This is a genomic window from Budvicia aquatica DSM 5075 = ATCC 35567 (assembly GCF_000427805.1).
GTDB classification, from domain to species: Bacteria; Pseudomonadota; Gammaproteobacteria; order Enterobacterales; family Enterobacteriaceae; genus Budvicia; species Budvicia aquatica.
In genome coordinates this window covers 55,974-75,999 of record NZ_ATYS01000005.1, presented here as the reverse complement: position 1 = coordinate 75,999, position 20,026 = coordinate 55,974, and the positions used below count along the sequence as shown (strand labels likewise).

The following is a 20,026-nucleotide window of genomic DNA, read 5'->3' as shown; positions in this document are numbered from 1 at the left end:
TGTTCCTTGTTCATTCATTATTTTGCTCAACCCTGAGAGACAAGCGCAGCCCGGAACGTTCTGGACGAACATGAGGCCCTTGTGGAAGCGTCCAGCTACCTTCATTCAATTGTTGTGCAAGCGTGGTTTCATCAAACGTGATGCCAAGCCCTGGCGTGTTGCCCAGCATGATCCCGCCATTTTCGATGCGCTGGTCAACGTGCAAGCCCAGAGGGAAACTGAGATCCTGTATTTCACAACTCATATGGTTGGGAACAGCCGCCGCAGCGTGAGCAACAGGGTTTGCGTTATAACCAACGGGGCTTACCGGTAAACTGAAAGCATGAGCAAGGTTTGCCACGCGCAGGAAATGGCTTATTCCCCAACACATGCCCGCCTGCAAGACATCTACCGCCTGTTCGCGTAACAATGGCTGGAACTGTTCGATACCCGTGAGGTTTTCCCCGGTCGCTACAGCACAGTTTGTTTGTTGGCGAATAAGGGCGTGGCCTGCTGCATCCCAACGTCTGACAGGTTCTTCAATCCAGGTCAGGTCAAGCGTTTCTTCGAGGCGTCGCACATAACGCACCGCTTGTTTGGCGTTCATCGATTCATTCACATCAATCATCATTGCGGGAGACGGCGAGTTGCGGAGATACACTTCCCGCACTGCCCGTAAGCGCTCAATATCCTGTTCAACATCAAGGCCACCTTTCAGCTTAAAGGCACTGAAGCCACGTTCGGCAAAACGGCTGTGCAAGTTGACGAGTTCTTCCAGCGATAAAGGGAAATCCAGCCCGGAGGCATAACCTGGAACAAAGGGCTGACGCGCGCCAAGTAACCGCCATAACGGTTGGTTCGCCAGTTTTGCTTTCAGGTCCCACAGCGCCATGTCCACCACACCAATTGCTCCAAAGACACTGCCCGCATGGCCACTTTTAAATACCCATGACTGCATACGGTCATAAAGTGCGGTTACCGCGCGTGGGTCTTCGCCCTCAATTGCCGGAAAGATGCGTGCAATATCGGCATGCCCACCGAGGCCGATGCCAGAAACTCCCTCATCTGTTTCCAGGATAAGCAGGGGAACTTCTGTTACGCCAGACTCAACGGTGCCGTTAACGTCGCCAATCGGGCGACCCCAGCGATGAACAGTTTTTAGCGTGCGCCAGCCGGTGATTTTCATGCGGTCAACTCCTGTTCCAGGTCCGGTTTTTTACAAAGGGGCGGGCGCAAATCAATCACCATGCGACCTCGAATACTGCCGTTCTCCATTTCTGAGAAAATGGCATTGATTTCTTCGAGTTGACGAGACTGAACCACCGGCTTAACGCGCCCGGCAAGCGCATGTTCGAAGGCTTCGGCTAAATCTTGGCGAGTACCGACCAGGCTGCCGACAATCTCAATACCATCAAGAACAGTTTTGACGATATTCAAATCCAGGTTACCAGGAGGGACGGCGACGCAAACGACTTTGCCACCGGCTCTGAGACTGTCTACCGCTTGATTAAACGCGGTGCGAGCCACGGCAACGACAACGGCGCTGTGCGCCCCACCCGAGGTGATTTCATGGATCCGCGCAGGCACGTCATCACGCATGGCGTTTAGCGTTATCTCAGCTCCTGATTCACGAGCCAGAGCAAGTTTATCGTCCTGAATATCGATGGCGATAACCCGGGCGTTAAAGACATTGCGTGCATACTGAATCGCCATGTTGCCAAGCCCGCCTGCACCCCAAATAGCCAGCCACTGACCAGGACGAGTACCTGAAACTTTGATGGCTTTATAAGTGGTGACGCCGGCGCAGGTAATACTGCTGGCGATTAATGGGTCAAGCCCGGCAGGCACTTTTACCGCGTAATCAGCTTTGACAATACATTGCTCAGCCATAGCACCATCAACGCTATAGCCTGCATTTTTAACCTTACGACAGAAGGTTTCTCGTCCACTAACGCAGTATTCACAGACTCCACATCCTTCATAGAACCAGGCAATACTGACGCGGTCACCAATACGCAAACTGCTGACGTCATTGGCGATAGCACGCACGATACCAATACCTTCGTGCCCAGGAACACGGCCCGGTACGGGGCCAAAATTCCCCTGAATCACATGTAAATCGGTATGGCATACGCCACAGCATTCCACTTCGACTAAAGCTTCCCCGGCCTCTAACGCGCGTAGCGTTATCTTTTGGATTTCGACTTTACCGGGATGGCGTTGGCTAACGACGGCTGCTTTCATGATCGTTCCCTGTTATTTAAGTTCTGGTACTACGTTGTCACGGATACGCTGGCGTCTTGCTACGTAAGCGGGCAAGGGCTGCACACCCGATTGTTCAGTAAACCAGGCAAAGGGATCGGTGCTGGCAACTAGCGCAAAATTAGCCCATGGATTGAATGAACCCGAGCGGATGACCACCTTTGCACGATGGGCAATGTCGTGGCATAACGTTTCGTGGCTGGCTTCGTGAAATTCCGCGCCGGAGCCGGTATAGATGGTTTGCACATCACGATAAAGCTGCGGATGGCAATCACGCACTTCACTGGCAAAATGCACTTCTTCGGCAAAAATCTCCTGACGCAGCACGCGCAGGATCTCCAGTACGTCAACAGTGCCAGGCCAGAATCCCAAATCAATACGTTTTGCATGTGGTGGGATCGGGAAGCCGGCATCCGTCACTAATACAATGTCGGTGTGACCGAGAGTGGCTAATGCAGCGGCGAGTTCAGGGTGTAAGATTCTATCGGGTCTCATTTTTGTTATTCCTCTGCAACGAGCATGGTTTTCATAAAGGCATCGACATCTGCGCGGTAGCGATAGGAAGGGACAGTCTCCCAGTCGGTACAACATAAGGCCGCAGTGGCATTCGCCAGCAAGATGGCTTCGGCTATCGGTTGGCCTTCATCAAGTGCTACGGCGAGTGCCGCATTAAAGCTGTCGCCAGCACCATTACTGTCCACAACGTCGACTTTACATGGTGGGATTTCTTGCGTGTCGTTGTGACTAAAAACAGCGGAACCCGCGTCACCCAATGTCATCACGACATATTTGCAGCCTGTTTCCAGCAAAAGATCGGCAATTTCCCGGTTGCTGCGGGCATCATCTGGTTCAAGCCCCAGCGCGACGCGCGCTTCGGTTTCATTGGGTGTAAGGTAATCAATTGCACTTAGGTCAATGCCGCGCAAATTGCGGGCGGGTGCTGGGTTGAGGATCGTTGTTTTGCCTAAATCCTTCGCTTTCCGTAGCCCGTAGAGTGCGGTTTCCAGAGGGATTTCAAGCTGCGCTAGGGCAACGTTGCTTTGCTTGAGTTGTGGCAACGCCTGATCTACCAGCGCCGGGGTAAAGAGCTTGTTGGCACCCATATCCACAACAATGATATTGCGTGCTTCGTTATCTTTAATGATGAGCCCGGCGCCCGTTGGCAATTCGGCAGACAGTGTCAGCGCCTGGATATTGACGCCTTCTTGCTGCATCAGGCTGACAAATTCATGTCCAAACGCATCATCACCCACCACACCCGCATAAGAGACATCAGCCCCCAGGCGTGCTGCTTGCACCGCCATGTCAGAACCTTTGCCTCCCCAAGTTTGGCGAAAATCCTGGCCAATTAGCGTTTCGCCAGCCAGTGGAATACGGTCAGCCGTCATAACCAATGCTTTCGCATAGCTACCGAGAATAAATACACTCATCACATACTCCGTTAATTGTGCTGTTTGTTTTCATTGAGAATGCCGTCGGTCAGATGCCGACGGCTTCCATCGATCAGTAAGCGTTGATGTCCCCGGTCAGACCTTTCACCAGTTCAGGGCCTGAGCTGGTACCTACCAGTTCTGCACCGGCAATGAACATCTCTCTCATTTTTTCCAGCGTGTTGACTTTACCGGAAACTTTTACGCGGCAAGGTGCCTGAATATTCGCTTTGAGAAGTTGAACATCTTCCACGGTTGCAGCACATCCACCTTTGCCCCAACCACTCGATTGTTTCACCCAATCAATGCCTGCTTCATAGGCAAAACGCGTGGCTTTGATTTTCATTGCTTCTTCGGTAATGAAGCCAAATTCCAGCATCGCTTTGACTTTCATGCCCAAATCATGTGCCACGTGGGTGACTTCTTTGAGCTCGTTGAAATAAAGATCATCCATACCACCGAGTAAAAAGCCTGGATTTGGTGGGAAGTCGAACTCGTCCGCACCTTCTTTAGCCAGTTCACGCACCACAGCAATCTTCATTGCTGTGGTGTCATTGGCTTGCGGGAAGTTCACGGTGGTTGCAACACGTACGCCACTGCCTTTGAGTACATCTTTTGCCACGGATACCCAACAAGGCGCGATCATCGCAGCGTCAAACTGATACTCCAGGCAAATATTCAGATGCTGGGTGAGTCCTTCACGAGTCAAATCTGGGTTGACGTTAGTGAACTGGATGGCCTTGGCTACCTGACGGGGATCGTTAAAATCAATCATTTACTTCTACTCCTGTTGGCTAAGTTAACGCACGGCTAGTTATGCGGTGAATCTGACGTTTACTTTAGGCAGCTTTGGCAGCAAGCGTGATAGTTGGAATTCCCTGCAATATGGACAGAATTTCCATATCAACAAAGTTGTGAGCTTGTTCAAAAATCTATCAGTGCTCTGACGACATAACATGTTTTTGACACGAGTTCATGCCACGATAAGCTAAGGTGTCTGCAGTATTTTCTTGTTTAAAATGGAAATCTGGAATGGGAAAGCTCGCGCAACAAACACAGGTCCTGGCGAACTGGTATCGGGAGTCAGATAAGTTTTCAACCTTGATGAATTACCAAATTCTGCGCGCGGGTCATATCCGGACAGCAGAAAATTTTCATGTGCGGCGGCAGTCGGTTGTTGGGCATGAGCTGATTTTCTGCCTGAAGGGAAGCGGTTTCGTCCGGTTAGAACATAGCCTCTATGAAGTGAAGGAAGGGTGTCTGGTGTGGTTACCCGTTCGTTGGCCACATGAGCATTTCCCCCATAAAGATGAGCCATGGGAAATGTTGTGGTTACGCATTGATAGCGAAAAACTAAGTAATATCATGCAGATATTGGATGTTCTGCAAAACCCGGTTTTCCAGTTCGACAATCCTGAAAAGGTCACTGACATTTATCACCATATTTTTAGCTTGATGAAAAGCCACACTTTAGTGACTGATGCGCACTGTGACGAACTTTGTTCCAGACTTATTTTTACCTTGCTGGAGAATCGCAGTTCCGAGCTGACTAAGTCTCCAGTCATTACTCACCGCGGGCTTGGTCGGCTCATTTATCAGATACATAGTCATTACAGCGATGACTGGGATATTGATAAGTTTATGCAGTATTGCCAGGTCAGTAAGTCGCAACTATTTCGTTTATTTCAAAAGACGTTTAACCAAAGCCCATTACGCTGGTTAAAAAATTACCGCCTGTCGCAGGCTCGCCGCTTGCTGGTGGAGACGCAGGAATCGATAGGCCGAATTTCAGGGCAGGTGGGGTATAATGATCCGCTCCATTTTTCCCGCGATTTTCATCGTGCGGTTGGGTTATCGCCCAGTGAGTTTCGCCGCCGGGAACAACGAATGGATTGAGGATGAACTCGGGTTTTGGTTTCCTATACAGTAAAGAACAAGACGGTTGCGCTCTACGGGAATTCATATATGCATTACAACAATCATTTGAATACCCGGCTGCGTGATTTAAGCCGCTCGTTGCTTTCGTCGGCAAAAAAGTATCGATATATGACTTTCTTCCGGCGGCGCGAGGCAAGGTTTTACCTGATGCCATTAGAAGTTATATTTTACCCCTAGGACTATCGCGGTATCACTGTATCCCTTATCACCTAGCTGCTGGCCTACGTTACCCCATAGATTTAATCTCGGGCTCCATTGACCTTCGACGCCTAACTTAAGTTCGCCTCTGTTTTTAGCACCGGCCTGTGTCACGGTGACACCGTTCATGGTGGTGCCAAAATCGTCGCTATTATGGATCCAATTGGCTTCAATAAACGGCTGGAACTGACGATCTTTACCATCGTCAATTGCGCTATGACCCTGCATATAAGCCCGCAGGCCTAAACGGGTCATAACATTACCATCGCCTTTTCCACTGACACGGGTTCCGTTGGCTTCATGATGATCATCGGCACTGACGCCCATCCAAATCACCTGTAATTTGGGCTGAATAAAATAGCTCTCACGATTGCTATCGCTGTTAATCGTTTCACCCATCTTAAAGGTATAGCCGCTTTCAACCGATGCTGTGATACCGCTGGAATGATAATTTTCCTGACCGATGTCCTGGCCGTTGACCTGATTATCAAACCAACCGTACTGTGCCCAGCTATCAAGGTACAGGCCGGATTTATCCTGCTGGTTGGCATACCATGTGCCGTAAATGCCTAGGCTATAGCCATCAACGGAACCGTCAGAACTATAACCTGACAGGCGGGAGCCGCTGTTACTCTGGCTATTACCGTAACCGGCCATCAGTCCTAAATGCCAACGATCAAGGCCGTCAGTGCTCCACTGGGCAATATCACCGCCCATCTGGATAACATAGCGGTCGCTCTGGGTTTTTATCTGGTCGCTGCCGTCACGCCAGCGGTTATGTCCGCCGATACTGCGTAACCACATACTGGTGACTTTTTTCTCGCCGCTCAGTGCATCAATATACTGGGTTTCACCTAGCCGATCGTGCAGGCTGGTGATAAACAGCGTATTGGCTGCGGCAAGATTGGCAATATAGCTGCCCGCTTCCGGACGTTTAATCTCCGGTAGCGGCTCCGGGCTGGGATTGGGTTTTGGCGCTAATGACGTCAGGTACCAGTTATTGGCTCTGTCTTCGGTTCCGCGTACCAGCGAGTAGTCGTAGGCACCGGCCACAATACGCCCGTTCTGAACAAACTCACCGTTCGACGCGCCTTTTACTTCAATCAGCTCAATGCCTTTTAAGGTTTGGGCTCCGCTGCCGCCGGCATTGGTCACTTTAACCAAGGTTGAACCGGAGGTATCGCCATCAATCACTAATTTATCCGTGATGGCATCATCGCCGCCGAGTGCACTGTACAAACTGATGCTGCCACCGTCCCCGGCCCAGTTCGCCACATTGAGCGTTCGCCCGGCATTTAGCGGGCCTTCCGGCTGGGAAAAATTAACAGTACCTGCCAACGTAAGATGATTAACCTGAGAGCTGGCGGTCATATTCCACAGGCTGTCGCGATCAATATTCACATCGGCAGGATCGATAGCCCCGGTCAGGCTTGCCCCGTGAATAAGGTTCAGCGTGCTGCCGCTGCTGCCAATAATATCACTAACCAGCTGGGCCCCGCCGTTACTGCCGTCGAGCGTGAGGGTACCTGCCTGTAGCTCGGTATTACCGGTCCAGCCGGTATAGCCAGCCAGAATCAGTTCACCATTTCCGGTCTTACTCAGGCTTCCTTCGGCCGTAATAAAATCACCGCTAAATAACGTATCCGTCGCATTATTGACCGTCAACGTTTTGTCACCAAGGATAATCTGACTGCCGGCTACGCCGGTCAGGTTGTGTATCGTGCGGGCGGCGCTATTAACCTGACTAATATTAAAATTAGCATCAGCGCCGTTCAGGCTGAGCTGACGACTATAAGAAATATCACCGTTGCCTAATAGTGAGAGTCCGCCTTGCTCAATAACCGTATCGCCGGTATAAGTATTGGCTTCAGAGAGCAGCAGAGTACCTTGCCCTTTTTTAGTCAGGCTCTGGCCGTCCCAATAATCAGCATCTCCTGACTGACCATAGCTCGATTCGTTATTCAGTGCAGCATCAACCTGAAAAACCTCATTGACATTGGTCAACGTGAAGTTACCGGTTGGCAGGTACCCGGCCGGTAAATTGAAGTGAGCGCCATACCAGGATAAACCCACTCCGATGTTATAGTCGGTTCCGCCAATTTGCTTACCTTCAACCACTAAATAATCTACCGAGGAACCTGCACCGCCTACGCCCAGCGTGGCAAAATCAGTAGCGCCGTGAGTAAAGTTCAGTCCATTAAGGGTGTGAAGTACCGTGATATCGGTCAGATGGTAATCACTGCTGTTAGGTAAACCATAGGTAGCAGAGAAACCAGCGATATTCAGCGTGGTATCTGAACCTATCTGTGCTTGCTGAGCATAAATGTCGGTATACTGAACGCCCACCTTCGGATCGATAAATACGTTCAACGTTGAGCCATCCTGCATATTGAAATTGCTATCAACGGTTAAGTAGCTACCAGGATTGCCAAGATCGAGCGCTGCTCCGCCCATCAGGGTAAAGTCACCAATGCTTGTTATAACGCCAACTTGGTTTAACCGCAGCGTACCGGCTTCTACCGTACTACTCCCGAACAGTGAATCAGCCATGCTTAACGTCAGTATGCCGTTGCCACGTTTTATCAAGGTGCTGTCAGCACTTCCGGTAATTAAACCGGCATACTCACTGTTATCAGCGCGGTTAAAAATAACGGTGCTGTTATCGGCAATGGTCAGTTGAGCGCTCATCAAACTACCGCTGGTCCCGCCCGAGCCAATAAAAAGCGATCCTTCATCAACCGCAGTCATACCGGTATAGGTATTATCACCCGATAGCGTCAGCGAACCGGCTCCGGTTTTGGTCAGATTACTGCCCAAACCCGCATCGTCAATCACGCCGGAAAACTCGGTATTACCATTGCTGTCGGCATTTGCGACGTTATGGATAACCAACGTTTTGGCCGAAAGATTGGCAGGGTTACCGCCTGAAAGCGTCACTCGGGAACCGGAAACGCCGGCAAGATTATTGATGGTGGTTGAAGAACCCGTCAGATAGCTGATATCAAACCGACTATCGCTGCCGGATAACAAAAGCTGGCTGCTGGCACCAATATCTCCGTTGCCAGCCAAAGAAAGACTTCCGCCCATCACATCAGTCTTTCCGCTGTAGGTATTCAATGCAGAAAGGACCAGTAAACCGGCACCTTTTTTAGTTAAAGTGGTACCACTCCAACCGCTGTCAAAACCACCGGATGGTACACTTTGATTGTGTAACGCTAAATCAACATTAAAAGCGTCGTTGACATCATTAAGCGTAAAGTCGCCGCTACCTTGGGATTGCCCGCCATCAGTCCAGGCCATACGAAAACCAATATTATAATCTTGGTTATCAGCGCTGATATATCCTTGCTCAAGCAGATAATCAATACCGAGATCGGATCCAACCTGGTTGGTGAAGTTACCGCTAATACCCAGCGGGCCGGTAGTGTGGATTATGGTGTAAGGATTAGCTTCAACCTCGCTGGCCTTAACCGGATATGTGTCACGTTGAAAGCCGCTAATCACCAGTTCGCCATCGAGAATGGCATGGTCCGCCACAATATCGGGACGGGCGCCAACCGTCACATCTAAGGTTGAACCGGATTCTTGAGTGAAGGTGCCGCCGACATTGATCTGAGTCGGAATAAACCCGAGTTGGGTGGTCGCACCGTTACGGGTAATAAAATCGCCGGAAGTAGAGAAAGTACCGCTTTGGCCGAAGTTCAGCACGCCGCTTTGAACATCCACGCTACCTATAGAACTGCCTGTACTGGTTAAGGTTAATGTACCGGCACCGCTTTTGAGCAGTTGGCCATTACCCTGTAGCTGATTAGCAAAGCTAACGTTCAGCCCGTTAGAATCAAATTCGCCGCCGTTTCCGCTCAGTGTTACCGGGCTATTGGTGGTAATCGCCGCATTGGCGGAAAAAATCAATTTTCCGTCATTAAAGGCCAGGCTGCTGAGCTGGGAATTGGCAGTCAGCTCCCATGTGGCACCGCTATTCAGTAACAGATCGCTGGTGCCCGTGGCAAGCATCTGGGTAGAGCCTGTGACCCGTTGACTATCCTTGAGGGTAACCTGAGCACTAGCTCCGGCAGCAACGTTAAGCCATGGACGGGTTCCGGCAGTTACTGAACCACCGCTAAGTTCAATATTTGCAGAACCGCTGGCGATATTAATCGCACTGGCTTGCGCGCTGCTGAGTGACACATTATTCAGATTGACGCTATTGGCGGTGGCGGGTCCGGCTAAATAAAGCGCGTTTGCACCAGAACCCTGAGTGGTAATGGTGGTGCCGCTGGCAGTTAAACCATTGAGGGTGGCGCCGTTTAGCACCGCTAAACCATGCCCGTTCGCACCGTTAGTGGTAATGGTATTTCCGGCATTAAGGTTAATCTGTGTGCCACTGCCTGAGCCGACTACCGCCTGAGAGCCGTCGCCGGTGGCCTGAATCGTCATATTGGTTAGGCTGGCTGTGGCGCCATTTTGAATCTGAATCCCAGTCACGCCTTGGCCGACTGTCGGACTACTGCGCGATACCGTTACCGAACTATCGCTACCGGTAAAATTATTGCCGGTACCGCTAAGCAGTACCCCATAAGAACCCCCGTAATTAGCCGAATATCCACCAACCACGTTAATTTTACTGCCGTTTAGCAACTGAATTTGCGAGCCGGTGTTTCCCTGGGCTGCTGTAGCGCCGATTACTCGAAGATTACCGGATAATGCGTTGATATCAATAAGCGTATTATCTGCAATAATTGATGCGGCTCCATGAATATAAAGCCCCACGCCATTAATGTTTGAAGTTGCTCCCCCTTTTTGCATAACAACGGTGGCATCTTTGAGGTTGACTCGGGAATTAAGCACGGCAGCATATACCAATGTCATTCCTTGCGTTGGGGTACTGCTTATTGTACCACCGGTAAAGTTAAGCACCCCGCCATTAGCCGCACTGACTAATTGGCTACCATTAGATTTGGCGGTTGAAACATTAAAATTATTTGCGTTCAGAACGGAATTATTACCGTTGCTGCTTAATCCGGAGGTGATCCCGTTGCCGCTAATGCTGCCGCCGTTAAGGGTCAGTGCTCCACCGGATATCGCCTGCATAGCGGTAATAATCTGATTAGCCGTTGCGGTTGCGGTACCAATCAGGGTGGTATTGTTTAAAGTCACATTGGTTCCGCTACCAGAGCTGGCAATAGCTACCTGCGGCCCGGCAGTACCCGAGCTTAGGTTGATGGTTAAATCATGGCCCACTACCGTAGCCTGCCCATTAACCATCAGGCCACTCATCCCGCCGCCGCGGGTGGATACCGTCGATAAATTAAGCTCTACCTGGTCCAGGTTAGCTGTGGTACCTACACCAGATATATAGATGCCCACAGGTCCACTCTGACTATCTTGAGTTCCGCCAACCACAGAAATGGTTGAGTCAGTCAGGTTCAGGCTGGCGCCTGCCAGTGCAACCACACTTTGGGTGAAATTATTGACTGAGCTGGTGTTACCGTGAATGGTTGCCCCGGTTAAATCCACGCTAGTCCCGTTTCCGGTTGCCACAATAATCGGCACTGATGAGCCGCTGTTTTGATTTGAAAGGTCTAAGACACCACCGGTTCCATTCAGTACAATTTGGCCGCCTGATTCAGCATAAAGGGCCGAACTCAGTGCCGATGCCACCGATATTTGATTGGTACTTGCGCTAATTTGGCCGCCGTTTTGCGCCCATAATCCATAGCCGGGCGTGCCGCTGGCCGCCAGCGAGATATTAACATCCTGATCGAGCACGATGTTGTTAGCATTGGCCCGCTGTTGAGTGGTAATTTGCCCATAGGCAGGGAAGATAAAACTTGCGCCGAATAAAACAGCCAGAGTATGTAACTTAAATTGCCGTGGTAATACAGGGAAAGCGTTAATGAATGATTTTTTTGATAAAGATAACGTATGCTTCGAAGAAACGTTATTTTTTGAAGCATTGGCTATTTCTGACACCGCCACCCATACACCCAGTGACGTGTTCCATATCGTCCTAAAAATTCTATTCATTATTCCCTTCCATGAAATAATAGGCTGTAGCTGAAGAACAGATTATTAATTATATAATACGCTATATTTACAGTTAGAAATTTTGCATTGAAAACTTAAGTGTTACAAATGATGGAATTTGTTGTCCACCAATGCATTATAAAAAACTAATATAGCTAAGTAATATATAGCTAACTAATGTAGAAGTAAAAATAAAATTTAAATGTTAATTGAAAATATAGCTTTTTACATTACATTAATATGTTAGTGATAAACTTAATCGTTATAACATAATGGATTTTGATATGATGACCTATCTTGATAACGGCTATCCTGCCGAAGCGTTAACCACTCAGCCAGTAAAAAGGCCAGCGAACACTTCCCCTATCAGGTGATAGAATAATTACCGGTTATTGATATTACTATATTTATACTATTGAAAAACTGAATGCGGAAAAGGTGCCGAATTAGCATGGTGGACTTATATCTATCGGGACCATGTAAGGGTTGGTTATTTTTATAATGGCAAAAAAATGGTCGAAAAAACCGACCATTATTAGGCTGTTGATCAAGTGGTTTTATTTTAGCGTAAGGGGGTTCTTTTTTACCAGATAGAATATCCCTAAGTCATTACCAACATGCTGAGTACTCAAAGAGGCATTCTGTACTCAATCATGCCCGGTTTTTCGCCAATCCAATTATACAGGCGCTGAGCGGTTAAATTGGTTTCCTGAGTGTGCCAGTATAGTCGGGCTGATTGATGCTGCTGAGCCTGCTGTTGTACATATTCAATAAGCTGCTTACCGATATTTTTGCCCCGGATTTCAGGGGTAACAAACAGATCTTCCAGATAGCAGTAATCATTGATAGCCCAGGTTGAGGCATGGAAAAGATAGTGAACGAAACCTACTATTTTCTGACCTTCTCTGGCAACGGCGCAATACACCGGGGTACCAGCTTCAAAGAAGCGTTTCCAAGTGGTTAAGGTTATCTCTTCGGAAAGCTGGACTTTGTAGAACTGCTGGTAGCTTAACCAATGAGGCAGCCACTGGGCGTAGTCGTCTTCCTTTACCGGGCTTACTGAAACAGCCAGTTTGTTATTATTCATATCAACCTCTGTAGCTAAATGTTTAAGAAGCTGAATGATAGTTTTTATAGTGGTTCTTAATAAGATACACTTTTTTTATTTTTAATGGAGCCACTTTTCTTATGAAAAAGCATGATGCTAATTTCCCCAGTCTATTACTTAAGAACGGGAAGATTAAAGAGCAGTTTCATCATGCTCTGAAGGCGGTGATTCTTAACGGGCAATTAAAACCCGGCGCTAAGCTTCCTTCCAGCAGAACGCTTTGCGAAACGATGTCGATTTCCAGAAACTCGGTGATTGCCGGCTTTGAGCGTTTGATTGATGAAGGTTACCTGATTAGCAAAAAAGGCTCCGGGACTTATGTTTCCCCGATCATTCCTGATGAAATGATCCATATTCCGGCCGTTGCTCATTCTGAGCATCGCGGTGACGACGGCTCAAGCCTCAATATCAGCCCGCATATGCAGGCTATGTTTGAGGTCTGGGATAAAACCGCACCCTATATGACGCAAAACCGAATGTTTAATATCGGGGTTGGCTGTACCGATTTATTTCCTCATGAACTTTGGGGACGCCTGCTGGGGCGAACCTGGCGGCAATTTCGCAAGCAAATGGGCCAGTTAAACGATCCCTTGGGGTTTAAGCCTCTGAGGCTGGCGATATCCGACTATATTCGGACAACGCGCGGGCTAAATTGTACCCAAGACCAAATTGTGATTGTGAACGGCACTCAGCAGGCGATGAATCTGGCCGCACAGGTTCTTTTGCAAGCCGGCGACGAAGTTTGGCTCGATGAGCCCGGCTATGATGGTGCTTTAGGGGCATTTACCGCGATTGGCGCTAAAGTTCGCCCGATTGTCAGTGATAAGCAGGGCATGGATATCGCCTACGGTATTCAACGCTGGCCGCAGGCAAAAATGATTTTTACCGCTCCCTCTCATCAATTTCCGCTCGGCGGAACCCTAAGCTTATCCAGGCGGATGGCGTTACTTGATTGGGCCGCTGAAAATAAGGCGTGGATTTTTGAAGATGATTACAACAGTGAGTTCAGGTATACCGCTCAGCCGATACAGGCACTTCAAGGGTTAGATCAACAGCGGCGGGTTATTTATGCCGGAACCTTCTCAAAAATGATGTTCCCTGAATTCCGTTTAGGCTTTTTGGTGGTACCTAACAATCTGATTGAATCTTTTAAGCTGGCAAAATACTACGCAGACACGCGCACTTCCTATTTAGAACAGGCCACGCTTGCCGCCTTTATTGCCGACGGTCATTATGCCCGCCACGTCAGGCGAGTCAGAAAGGCCTGTTATGAGCGCCAGCAGGCACTTATTGAGGCTATCCGACTGTACTTGCCGAATAGCTTTCGGGTTGAACCTTCTGATTCCGGTATTCACCTTGTTTGCTGGTTGGCAGGCCATTTACAGGAGCAGGACATTATCGATAAGTGCCGTGAAGTCGGGCTAGGTGCACAGCCTTTGTCCCGCTATTGTCAGACAGAATCTACCGGGCAGGCTGTTCTGCTGGGTTTTGCAGATCATCCCGCTTCTGAACTGGTTGAAGGCGTGCGGAAGCTGGCTGTGATAATGGATTAAACTTTATAAAAAAGGCTTTTCGACAAAATAGCGGCTAATTCGGGCTGTTGCTCATTTCAGGACAAAATAGAATTCAATGTGACTCAGCCACTCACTGTCCAGCACATATCGATTAATGATATCGACGTGATGGAAATAATCCGATATTCCACGCCAAATGGCCGAACGATATAGTTTGAACATTGTTTTAGTGCTGACGATATTCTGAATATACCTATAACCGGTTACTTTTTGGCCTGATTCTAAGGCAACTTTTCTATTTGTACTAAACTAATAAGTCTAAAGGCCTGCAAATATTGAAGGTGTCTTATGGTGGCAATAGATGTGCTGTGGGTAGGACTCGGTGGTGGATTAGGCTCACTGCTACGTTGGTGGATTGGCTTAGCGGTTGGCAAGGTTTATAAGGGGAACTTCCCGCTGGGAACTTTTCTTATCAATATCAGCGGCGCACTGCTTATTGGTTATCTTAGCACCCTCTTTAATATCGAGTGGCACCACCGCTATGGGAGCTTTCTCAATTCTGCGGTTATTACCGGCGTTTTAGGCGGATACACCACGTTCAGTAGTATGCAACTCGACGCCGCAAAACTGGCTAGCGCCGGAGCACGCATGATGGCGGGCGGTTACCTTATTCTTTCGGTATTAACCGGCTTGCTCGCGGCAGCATTTGGCGCCTGGCTAGCTTATTTGTAAGGATAGAGATTATGCTGAATTTTATTATTTTAGTTTTTATCGGCGGGGCTTTTGGTGCGATGTGCAGAGAGCTCATTATGGCCTCTACCCCGAGCTTGTCCGATGGCTTTCCGATGGATATTTTTATTGCCAATATTGTCGCTGCCTTCTTGTTAGGGTTAGCCACTTCGTTATCCAAGAAAAATAAAATAAATCAATATGTCTACCTGATGGTGGGTACCGGCATTATGGGCGGGCTTTCGACCTTCTCCAGCTTTATTTTTGGAGCAACAGAGATTATGAAAGATCCGACTAAGCTATTGGTAGCCGTCGGCTATTTGGTTATTAGCCTGATTGTTGGTTTTATTGCCGTTGAGTTAGGTTTGATGTTGGGAAATAAAGTAAAACCGAGCCCCCAACAAACATGATGGTTTTAGGCTAATGCTCGATTATTGGCAGAATGAGTTTTGCTGTCCATACTAAAATTGCTAAAGCAAAAAGGTGTGATTTGTTTTAAACAACCATAACAAGTCATGTGTGTACGTCAATTGGATATAAGTTTTAATTTTTCATATTTAATCGGTAAATAAGGAGAAGGTATGCTTTATAAATCAATTCGTAATATGGCGATGGCGGGAATATTACTTGCTGTGGCAGGAACTTCTTTTGCTGCAACAACGCCTGATGGAATGACCTGTAAACAGTTTATTAATCTTGATCCTCAGGCAGCGACGCCGGTGGCTTTTTGGGTGCTGAATAGCTATTCCGAATATAAAGGGGGGGATTATGTGGCGTTGAATGAGGTTGATACCATGTTGACTCCTCAGCTTATTAAGCTGTGTAAAGAGAATCCGGATAAAAAGCTGACGGATATGAAGCAAGACATTTTAAACCTGTCGAAAAAGAAATAAGTCATTGTAGCCCCCATCAGGCCGGTGGGGGTTCTTTTTAACCAACCGTAGCCTGTTGTTGCATTTAGAATCCGCACCTATCTACCTCGCCATTTAAATAATCTTTATCGTCGTTTGATGCCAGTCAGCTAAGGGTTCTTCGCGTTACATAATTTAAATGATAATCTTTCTCAATAAAATATTGTCCTGACTGTGGGTATGGGTTTTAATATCGGTACCTTGATTTCTATCGCGTTGAGAACATCAGAATGAATAACAAAAAGGCGTTAACGAGCATTATCTTTGCCACTTTTTTAGCTATTTCCTTTAATCTTCAGGCCCATACCAGCGATCACCATCATAATGAAAAAGGTGCCAGTCAGCTCAGTTCAGGGGTGCCTGAAATGCACCATACCACCGGTACGGTGACTCAGGTGGATGCTTCTCGTGGCCAAATTATTATCCACCACCCACCGATAGAAAGCCTTGAATGGGAAGAGATGACTATGCCGTTTCCGATTGTGGATAAGACCATGTTGAACGGCATCAAGGTCGGCGATAAAGTGAAACTCGATTTGACGATGCCGGATGACGTTGCGACCATCAGTAAAATTGAGGTTGTTAAGGATTAATCAAACCTTCCCTGCCGAATAGTACGGCGGGGTAGTGTAATAAAGGATAACCCGTGTTTTTTAGAAATAACAACGAAGTGAAATTAAAAACAATAGACGCTGACTTTAAAACCTTTGTTGTCGATGAAGGATGCCTTTTATCAGATTTAAGCGTAAATGATGGTTTCACTCTGTTTCTTAAGTTTTATCAAACAAAAAGAGTCAAAACATACGATATTCAAAAAGATGAAGATATGCTGTTATTTGAATATGGGGTGTATGACTGGGGCGATGGAGAAAGCTTTTATCTCTCATTCACCCGCCAATTATCCTCCGCCAATCCGCGGGCAAAAATGTGGCAGTTTAAGCTCCAGTTTAAATTCCCGGTTGAAGAACGATTAACTGAAATACCGGGCGATAATCTTTGGTGCTCAGATTTGAACGGTCTGGAGGTATTTATAGATAAGGTTGTTACATCACCTGCTTTTCAGACAGTCTCTGATAGTCGAAATGGAGAGGTCGGGTTGACGCTTTTTTCTGTATAGATGATTGACCGAACGATCGGATAGTAAACGCACAAACTATAAAGAAAGTCAGAACTGCCGCTTCAGATGGGTTCCGGTTTCGTGGCTGAATTTTACTGCGGGTTAACCGGTTAGGTTGATAAAGAGCCAGCCTCAGTGCTAACGCTTGTCAGCTAAGCATTTTTGCATCATATAAGCCTACTATCCCCTCATCCCCGTTTTTACGGGGATGAGGGGAGGGGATAATTGAGGGGAGTCACAAGGTATTAGACATGCTTAGCTGATAAGCATTAAGCCGCCAAGCTATCTAATAATATCGACCTAAGGCTGACACTCAATAACAACCGGCTTTTCATGGCTAATCACCTTAACCAGAGTTGCCACGTCAAAATCATCATTTTCTGCTTGGTTAACGCTATAGTCTTTCACTTCAGCCGTGATATTTGCTTTAAAGCCACAGCCTTTCTCTGGCGCAGCTTCAGGGATATCTAATGCAACTCTGGCCTGTTCAAAATCAGTAAAACAGAACCACACATCGCGGGCATCGCCTTTTGGGCGCGGCACTAATTTAGCGGTATTGGCATCGGGAAACATGCAGATATTCTGCCCCATCATCTCCAGACTCATTTCATCAGTGTAATAGGTGTACTCTCCGGAAAGGGTCAGACTCTTTCCGGCCGCAGCCACATTCAGGCTGGCTATCAGCGTAAATATGGCGATAAAGATGACGTTAAAACTTTTCATTTTCAATCCCTGTAAAAGTGAGCCTTAGATGAGTAATAGCCCGTCGATATTATGTGGTTCACAGGATAAATGCTATTAGATATCAGAATAATGACACCTATTATTTATTGCCCCAGATCTATCGTCGTGATGGGCGATACGCTTAAGGCATTTACCTGAACCGCTGGCGGTATTCACTGGGTGATACGCCCGTTGCCCGGCTAAATACCGCAGAAAAGTAGTTACTGTCTTCAAAGCCACATTCGGATGAAATTTCACTGATATGCGACGTTTTTTGCCTGAGCATCGCCATGGCCTTACACAGCCGGAGTTGGCGAAGATAATGGCTAACGCTGACGCCGGTATGTTGCTTAAACAGCGCCTGAATGCTTCTTGGCGAAAGGCTATGCTGTTGGCAGAAGTCTTCCATGCGAAAGGATTTACTGATTCCGGAATGCAGGGCGAGCATTAAGAGATCGAGTAATTGGCCGTCGGCTAACTGGTAGCTGTTTGGCGGGTGGCGATAGCGTTTTAACAGTAGGGATAGCTGGAGAAACAGCGATTCGCTGAGCTGGACCGACAGTCTGTCTGACTTCATACACTCTTTAGTTAGCGTATCTATCACCGGCCTGATTTCTGACATCCCTTGAACGCTAAGTCGCCAATAGCGTTGGTCCTGATGGCTTTCATCACCGGGAAGCAGGCTTGGCCAGTCGGACAATAGGTTTAGCCGGTCAGGGCAGTACAAAATATTATTTAGTTCCAGAGAGTCTACCGACTCATAGCCATGACGATCGTTGGCGTTAATATAAAACAGGTCACCGCAGGTAATGTAATAAGGAACGTCATTAACGATGTGCAGGCCGTTGCCGCGCAGAACGATAACCAGTTCATAAAAATCATGGGTATGAATCGGAAAAATGGGCTGAGGCAGCCGATCCTCTACAGTAACTGCATGATTATCAGTGAAAAAGAAGTCGCTGGTATGCAGCTTTAATTGAGACATGCTATCCATTATTCCTGTTAGTGCTCCTTAGGCGGCAGTGTGGCATATTTGCCGTCGCCTGACGTTGACGGTGCTCTGAATATCAGGGTAACCATCTGTTCTTTAATATCCGGTTGTTATGAGAGCAGATGGTTTACAGGCACCGTTATTGTTGATTAACGAATAGAGTTACGTAACTGCAGGGGAGAAAGGGAAAACTCCCGCCGGAACTGAACTGAAAAGTTATTGCTGTCACTAAAGCCGCAGTCGTAAGCAATGTCGGTAATGCTGTCGTCGGTCTGAAATAGGCGGTGTCTGGCTTCTAACAGGCGCAGGCGGTTAAGGTAACGCTGAGGAGTCATACCGGTGTACTGCTTTACCTGACGATGCATCGTTCTTAATGCCAGTGAAAAACGATCGGCCAGCTCTTCCCAGTTAATCTCTTCACTGTAATTATTGCGCAGCCAGTTCAGCAGGGAACCGACGCAGGCTTCACGACTGTCGTGTTTGTAGGTTTCAAAACAGCTTTGACGCAGTAACATCAGAAGTTGCAAAAATACCCCTTCATTGGTGGCGATATCATCCAGCTCGGTACTGCCGGCTTTCTCTTCCAGACAGGTAATGCAGCTTTTTGCTTTTTTTAATGCGGTCTGGTTGATTTGCCAGTGGGATTGTTGCTTCTCATCCTGACCATGGCCGGGCAGAAACTGTTCAATATCGGACAGAAATCGAAAAGACTTAGGCGAACGATAAAGCACATTGGTCAGGTGTAGCTGGTCGACGTTTTCGAACTGATGATAATCGCTGTCACGCACAAAGCATACGGTGCCGCTGCACAGGGCGTAAGGGCTGTCATTAAAGATATGGACGCCCGAGCCGTGTTCTACCAAAACGATTTCATAAAAGTCATGGCTGTGTTCAGGAAACACACATTGAGGGGCCCGGTTTTCTATTGCGATGGTTGAAGCTCCTGACGCAAAAAAACCATCACTCTTCAGTAAGGTCATATGAGACTCCTTTCAACGTAATGAGTCTGCATCTTAGAAGGGAGTGACCTGTCTTCGCCTTAAAATTAAGACGCGACATCGTGCGAAAGCGTTCGGTTTTCTAAGATTTGGCGATTATT

Annotated in this window: 17 protein-coding genes; 7 read left to right on the top strand and 10 right to left on the bottom strand. The window is 47.8% G+C overall.

What is annotated here, in order from left to right; genetic code table 11:
* Window positions 1-10: 10 nt before the first annotated feature.
* From YWE_RS0103635 to deoC, 5 genes are all read right to left on the bottom strand, one after another.
* A complete protein-coding gene (locus YWE_RS0103635) occupies window positions 11-1,165 on the bottom strand; it encodes a mandelate racemase/muconate lactonizing enzyme family protein (protein WP_029093298.1) in 1,155 nt (384 codons plus the stop codon).
* On the bottom strand, window positions 1,162-2,223 hold the full coding sequence (gene adhP / locus YWE_RS26475; RefSeq protein ID WP_051323167.1) for an alcohol dehydrogenase AdhP: 1,062 nt from the start codon (window positions 2,221-2,223) through the stop codon (window positions 1,162-1,164). Before adhP ends, YWE_RS0103635 begins: the two co-directional genes overlap by 4 nt.
* Window positions 2,224-2,235: 12 nt before the next feature.
* Window positions 2,236-2,736 carry an RbsD/FucU domain-containing protein gene (locus YWE_RS0103625; RefSeq protein WP_029093297.1) on the bottom strand — a complete coding sequence of 167 codons (501 nt, stop codon included), beginning with the start codon at window positions 2,734-2,736 and terminating at the stop codon, window positions 2,236-2,238.
* 5 nt (window positions 2,737-2,741) lie between these two features.
* A complete protein-coding gene (locus YWE_RS0103620) occupies window positions 2,742-3,671 on the bottom strand; it encodes a ribokinase (protein ID WP_029093296.1) in 930 nt (309 codons plus the stop codon).
* Between the two features lie 73 nt (window positions 3,672-3,744).
* Window positions 3,745-4,446 (bottom strand): deoxyribose-phosphate aldolase, encoded by a 702-nt coding sequence (deoC, locus tag YWE_RS0103615; RefSeq protein ID WP_029093295.1) that lies wholly within the window; start codon window positions 4,444-4,446, stop codon window positions 3,745-3,747.
* 257 nt (window positions 4,447-4,703) lie between these two features.
* Here deoC and YWE_RS0103610 point away from each other — a divergent pair, with 257 nt between their 5' ends.
* Window positions 4,704-5,567, top strand: a complete 864-nt coding sequence (locus tag YWE_RS0103610) for a helix-turn-helix domain-containing protein (RefSeq protein ID WP_029093294.1) — start codon at window positions 4,704-4,706, stop codon at window positions 5,565-5,567.
* Window positions 5,568-5,762: 195 nt separating this feature from the next.
* On the opposite strand, the gene YWE_RS26470 is transcribed toward YWE_RS0103610, so the two are convergent.
* Window positions 5,763-11,834, bottom strand: coding sequence for an autotransporter outer membrane beta-barrel domain-containing protein (locus YWE_RS26470; protein WP_036014964.1), 6,072 nt, complete (start codon window positions 11,832-11,834; stop codon window positions 5,763-5,765).
* A gap of 628 nt (window positions 11,835-12,462) precedes the next feature.
* Window positions 12,463-12,921: a GNAT family N-acetyltransferase gene (locus tag YWE_RS0103600; RefSeq protein ID WP_029093293.1), complete on the bottom strand. Its 459-nt coding sequence runs from the start codon at window positions 12,919-12,921 to the stop codon at window positions 12,463-12,465.
* A gap of 101 nt (window positions 12,922-13,022) precedes the next feature.
* Between YWE_RS0103600 and pdxR the strand changes: the two genes are divergently transcribed.
* The 6 genes from pdxR (at window position 13,023) to YWE_RS0103570 (ending at window position 17,213) form a co-directional block, all read left to right on the top strand.
* Entirely contained in the window at window positions 13,023-14,495 is a 1,473-nt protein-coding gene (gene pdxR, locus YWE_RS0103595; RefSeq protein ID WP_029093292.1) for a MocR-like pyridoxine biosynthesis transcription factor PdxR, read from the top strand.
* Between the two features lie 309 nt (window positions 14,496-14,804).
* Window positions 14,805-15,188 (top strand): fluoride efflux transporter FluC, encoded by a 384-nt coding sequence (locus tag YWE_RS0103590; RefSeq protein WP_029093291.1) that lies wholly within the window; start codon window positions 14,805-14,807, stop codon window positions 15,186-15,188.
* Window positions 15,189-15,199: 11 nt separating this feature from the next.
* Window positions 15,200-15,595, top strand: coding sequence for a fluoride efflux transporter CrcB (gene crcB / locus YWE_RS0103585; RefSeq protein ID WP_029093290.1), 396 nt, complete (start codon window positions 15,200-15,202; stop codon window positions 15,593-15,595).
* A 171-nt stretch (window positions 15,596-15,766) separates the two neighbouring features.
* On the top strand, window positions 15,767-16,078 hold the full coding sequence (locus YWE_RS0103580) for an HdeA/HdeB family chaperone (protein ID WP_029093289.1): 312 nt from the start codon (window positions 15,767-15,769) through the stop codon (window positions 16,076-16,078).
* A 248-nt stretch (window positions 16,079-16,326) separates the two neighbouring features.
* Entirely contained in the window at window positions 16,327-16,689 is a 363-nt protein-coding gene (locus YWE_RS26465; RefSeq protein ID WP_051323166.1) for a copper-binding protein, read from the top strand.
* A 53-nt stretch (window positions 16,690-16,742) separates the two neighbouring features.
* Window positions 16,743-17,213: a hypothetical protein gene (locus YWE_RS0103570; protein ID WP_029093288.1), complete on the top strand. Its 471-nt coding sequence runs from the start codon at window positions 16,743-16,745 to the stop codon at window positions 17,211-17,213.
* 300 nt (window positions 17,214-17,513) lie between these two features.
* Here the strand turns inward: YWE_RS0103570 and YWE_RS0103565 are convergent, their stop codons facing one another.
* From YWE_RS0103565 to rhaS, 3 genes are all read right to left on the bottom strand, one after another.
* Complete coding sequence (locus YWE_RS0103565) at window positions 17,514-17,936, bottom strand: hypothetical protein (protein WP_029093287.1); 423 nt, start codon at window positions 17,934-17,936, stop codon at window positions 17,514-17,516.
* Between the two features lie 151 nt (window positions 17,937-18,087).
* A complete protein-coding gene (gene rhaR / locus YWE_RS0103560) occupies window positions 18,088-18,921 on the bottom strand; it encodes an HTH-type transcriptional activator RhaR (RefSeq protein ID WP_099044315.1) in 834 nt (277 codons plus the stop codon).
* A 155-nt stretch (window positions 18,922-19,076) separates the two neighbouring features.
* Window positions 19,077-19,907, bottom strand: a complete 831-nt coding sequence (gene rhaS / locus YWE_RS0103555; RefSeq protein WP_029093285.1) for an HTH-type transcriptional activator RhaS — start codon at window positions 19,905-19,907, stop codon at window positions 19,077-19,079.
* Window positions 19,908-20,026: the final 119 nt, after the last annotated feature.

Coding starts and splice junctions, on each gene's coding strand:
- YWE_RS26470 (WP_036014964.1), bottom strand. CDS start 11,834: ATGAATAGAATTTTTAGGACGATATGGAACACGTCACTGGGTGTATGG.
- rhaR (WP_099044315.1), bottom strand. CDS start 18,921: ATGTCTCAATTAAAGCTGCATACCAGCGACTTCTTTTTCACTGATAAT.
- deoC (WP_029093295.1), bottom strand. CDS start 4,446: ATGATTGATTTTAACGATCCCCGTCAGGTAGCCAAGGCCATCCAGTTC.
- YWE_RS0103600 (WP_029093293.1), bottom strand. CDS start 12,921: ATGAATAATAACAAACTGGCTGTTTCAGTAAGCCCGGTAAAGGAAGAC.
- YWE_RS0103620 (WP_029093296.1), bottom strand. CDS start 3,671: ATGAGTGTATTTATTCTCGGTAGCTATGCGAAAGCATTGGTTATGACG.
- YWE_RS0103610 (WP_029093294.1), top strand. CDS start 4,704: ATGGGAAAGCTCGCGCAACAAACACAGGTCCTGGCGAACTGGTATCGG.
- YWE_RS0103580 (WP_029093289.1), top strand. CDS start 15,767: ATGCTTTATAAATCAATTCGTAATATGGCGATGGCGGGAATATTACTT.
- YWE_RS0103635 (WP_029093298.1), bottom strand. CDS start 1,165: ATGAAAATCACCGGCTGGCGCACGCTAAAAACTGTTCATCGCTGGGGT.
- YWE_RS0103565 (WP_029093287.1), bottom strand. CDS start 17,936: ATGAAAAGTTTTAACGTCATCTTTATCGCCATATTTACGCTGATAGCC.
- crcB (WP_029093290.1), top strand. CDS start 15,200: ATGCTGAATTTTATTATTTTAGTTTTTATCGGCGGGGCTTTTGGTGCG.
- rhaS (WP_029093285.1), bottom strand. CDS start 19,907: ATGACCTTACTGAAGAGTGATGGTTTTTTTGCGTCAGGAGCTTCAACC.
- pdxR (WP_029093292.1), top strand. CDS start 13,023: ATGAAAAAGCATGATGCTAATTTCCCCAGTCTATTACTTAAGAACGGG.
- YWE_RS0103590 (WP_029093291.1), top strand. CDS start 14,805: ATGGTGGCAATAGATGTGCTGTGGGTAGGACTCGGTGGTGGATTAGGC.
- adhP (WP_051323167.1), bottom strand. CDS start 2,223: ATGAAAGCAGCCGTCGTTAGCCAACGCCATCCCGGTAAAGTCGAAATC.
- YWE_RS26465 (WP_051323166.1), top strand. CDS start 16,327: ATGAATAACAAAAAGGCGTTAACGAGCATTATCTTTGCCACTTTTTTA.
- YWE_RS0103625 (WP_029093297.1), bottom strand. CDS start 2,736: ATGAGACCCGATAGAATCTTACACCCTGAACTCGCCGCTGCATTAGCC.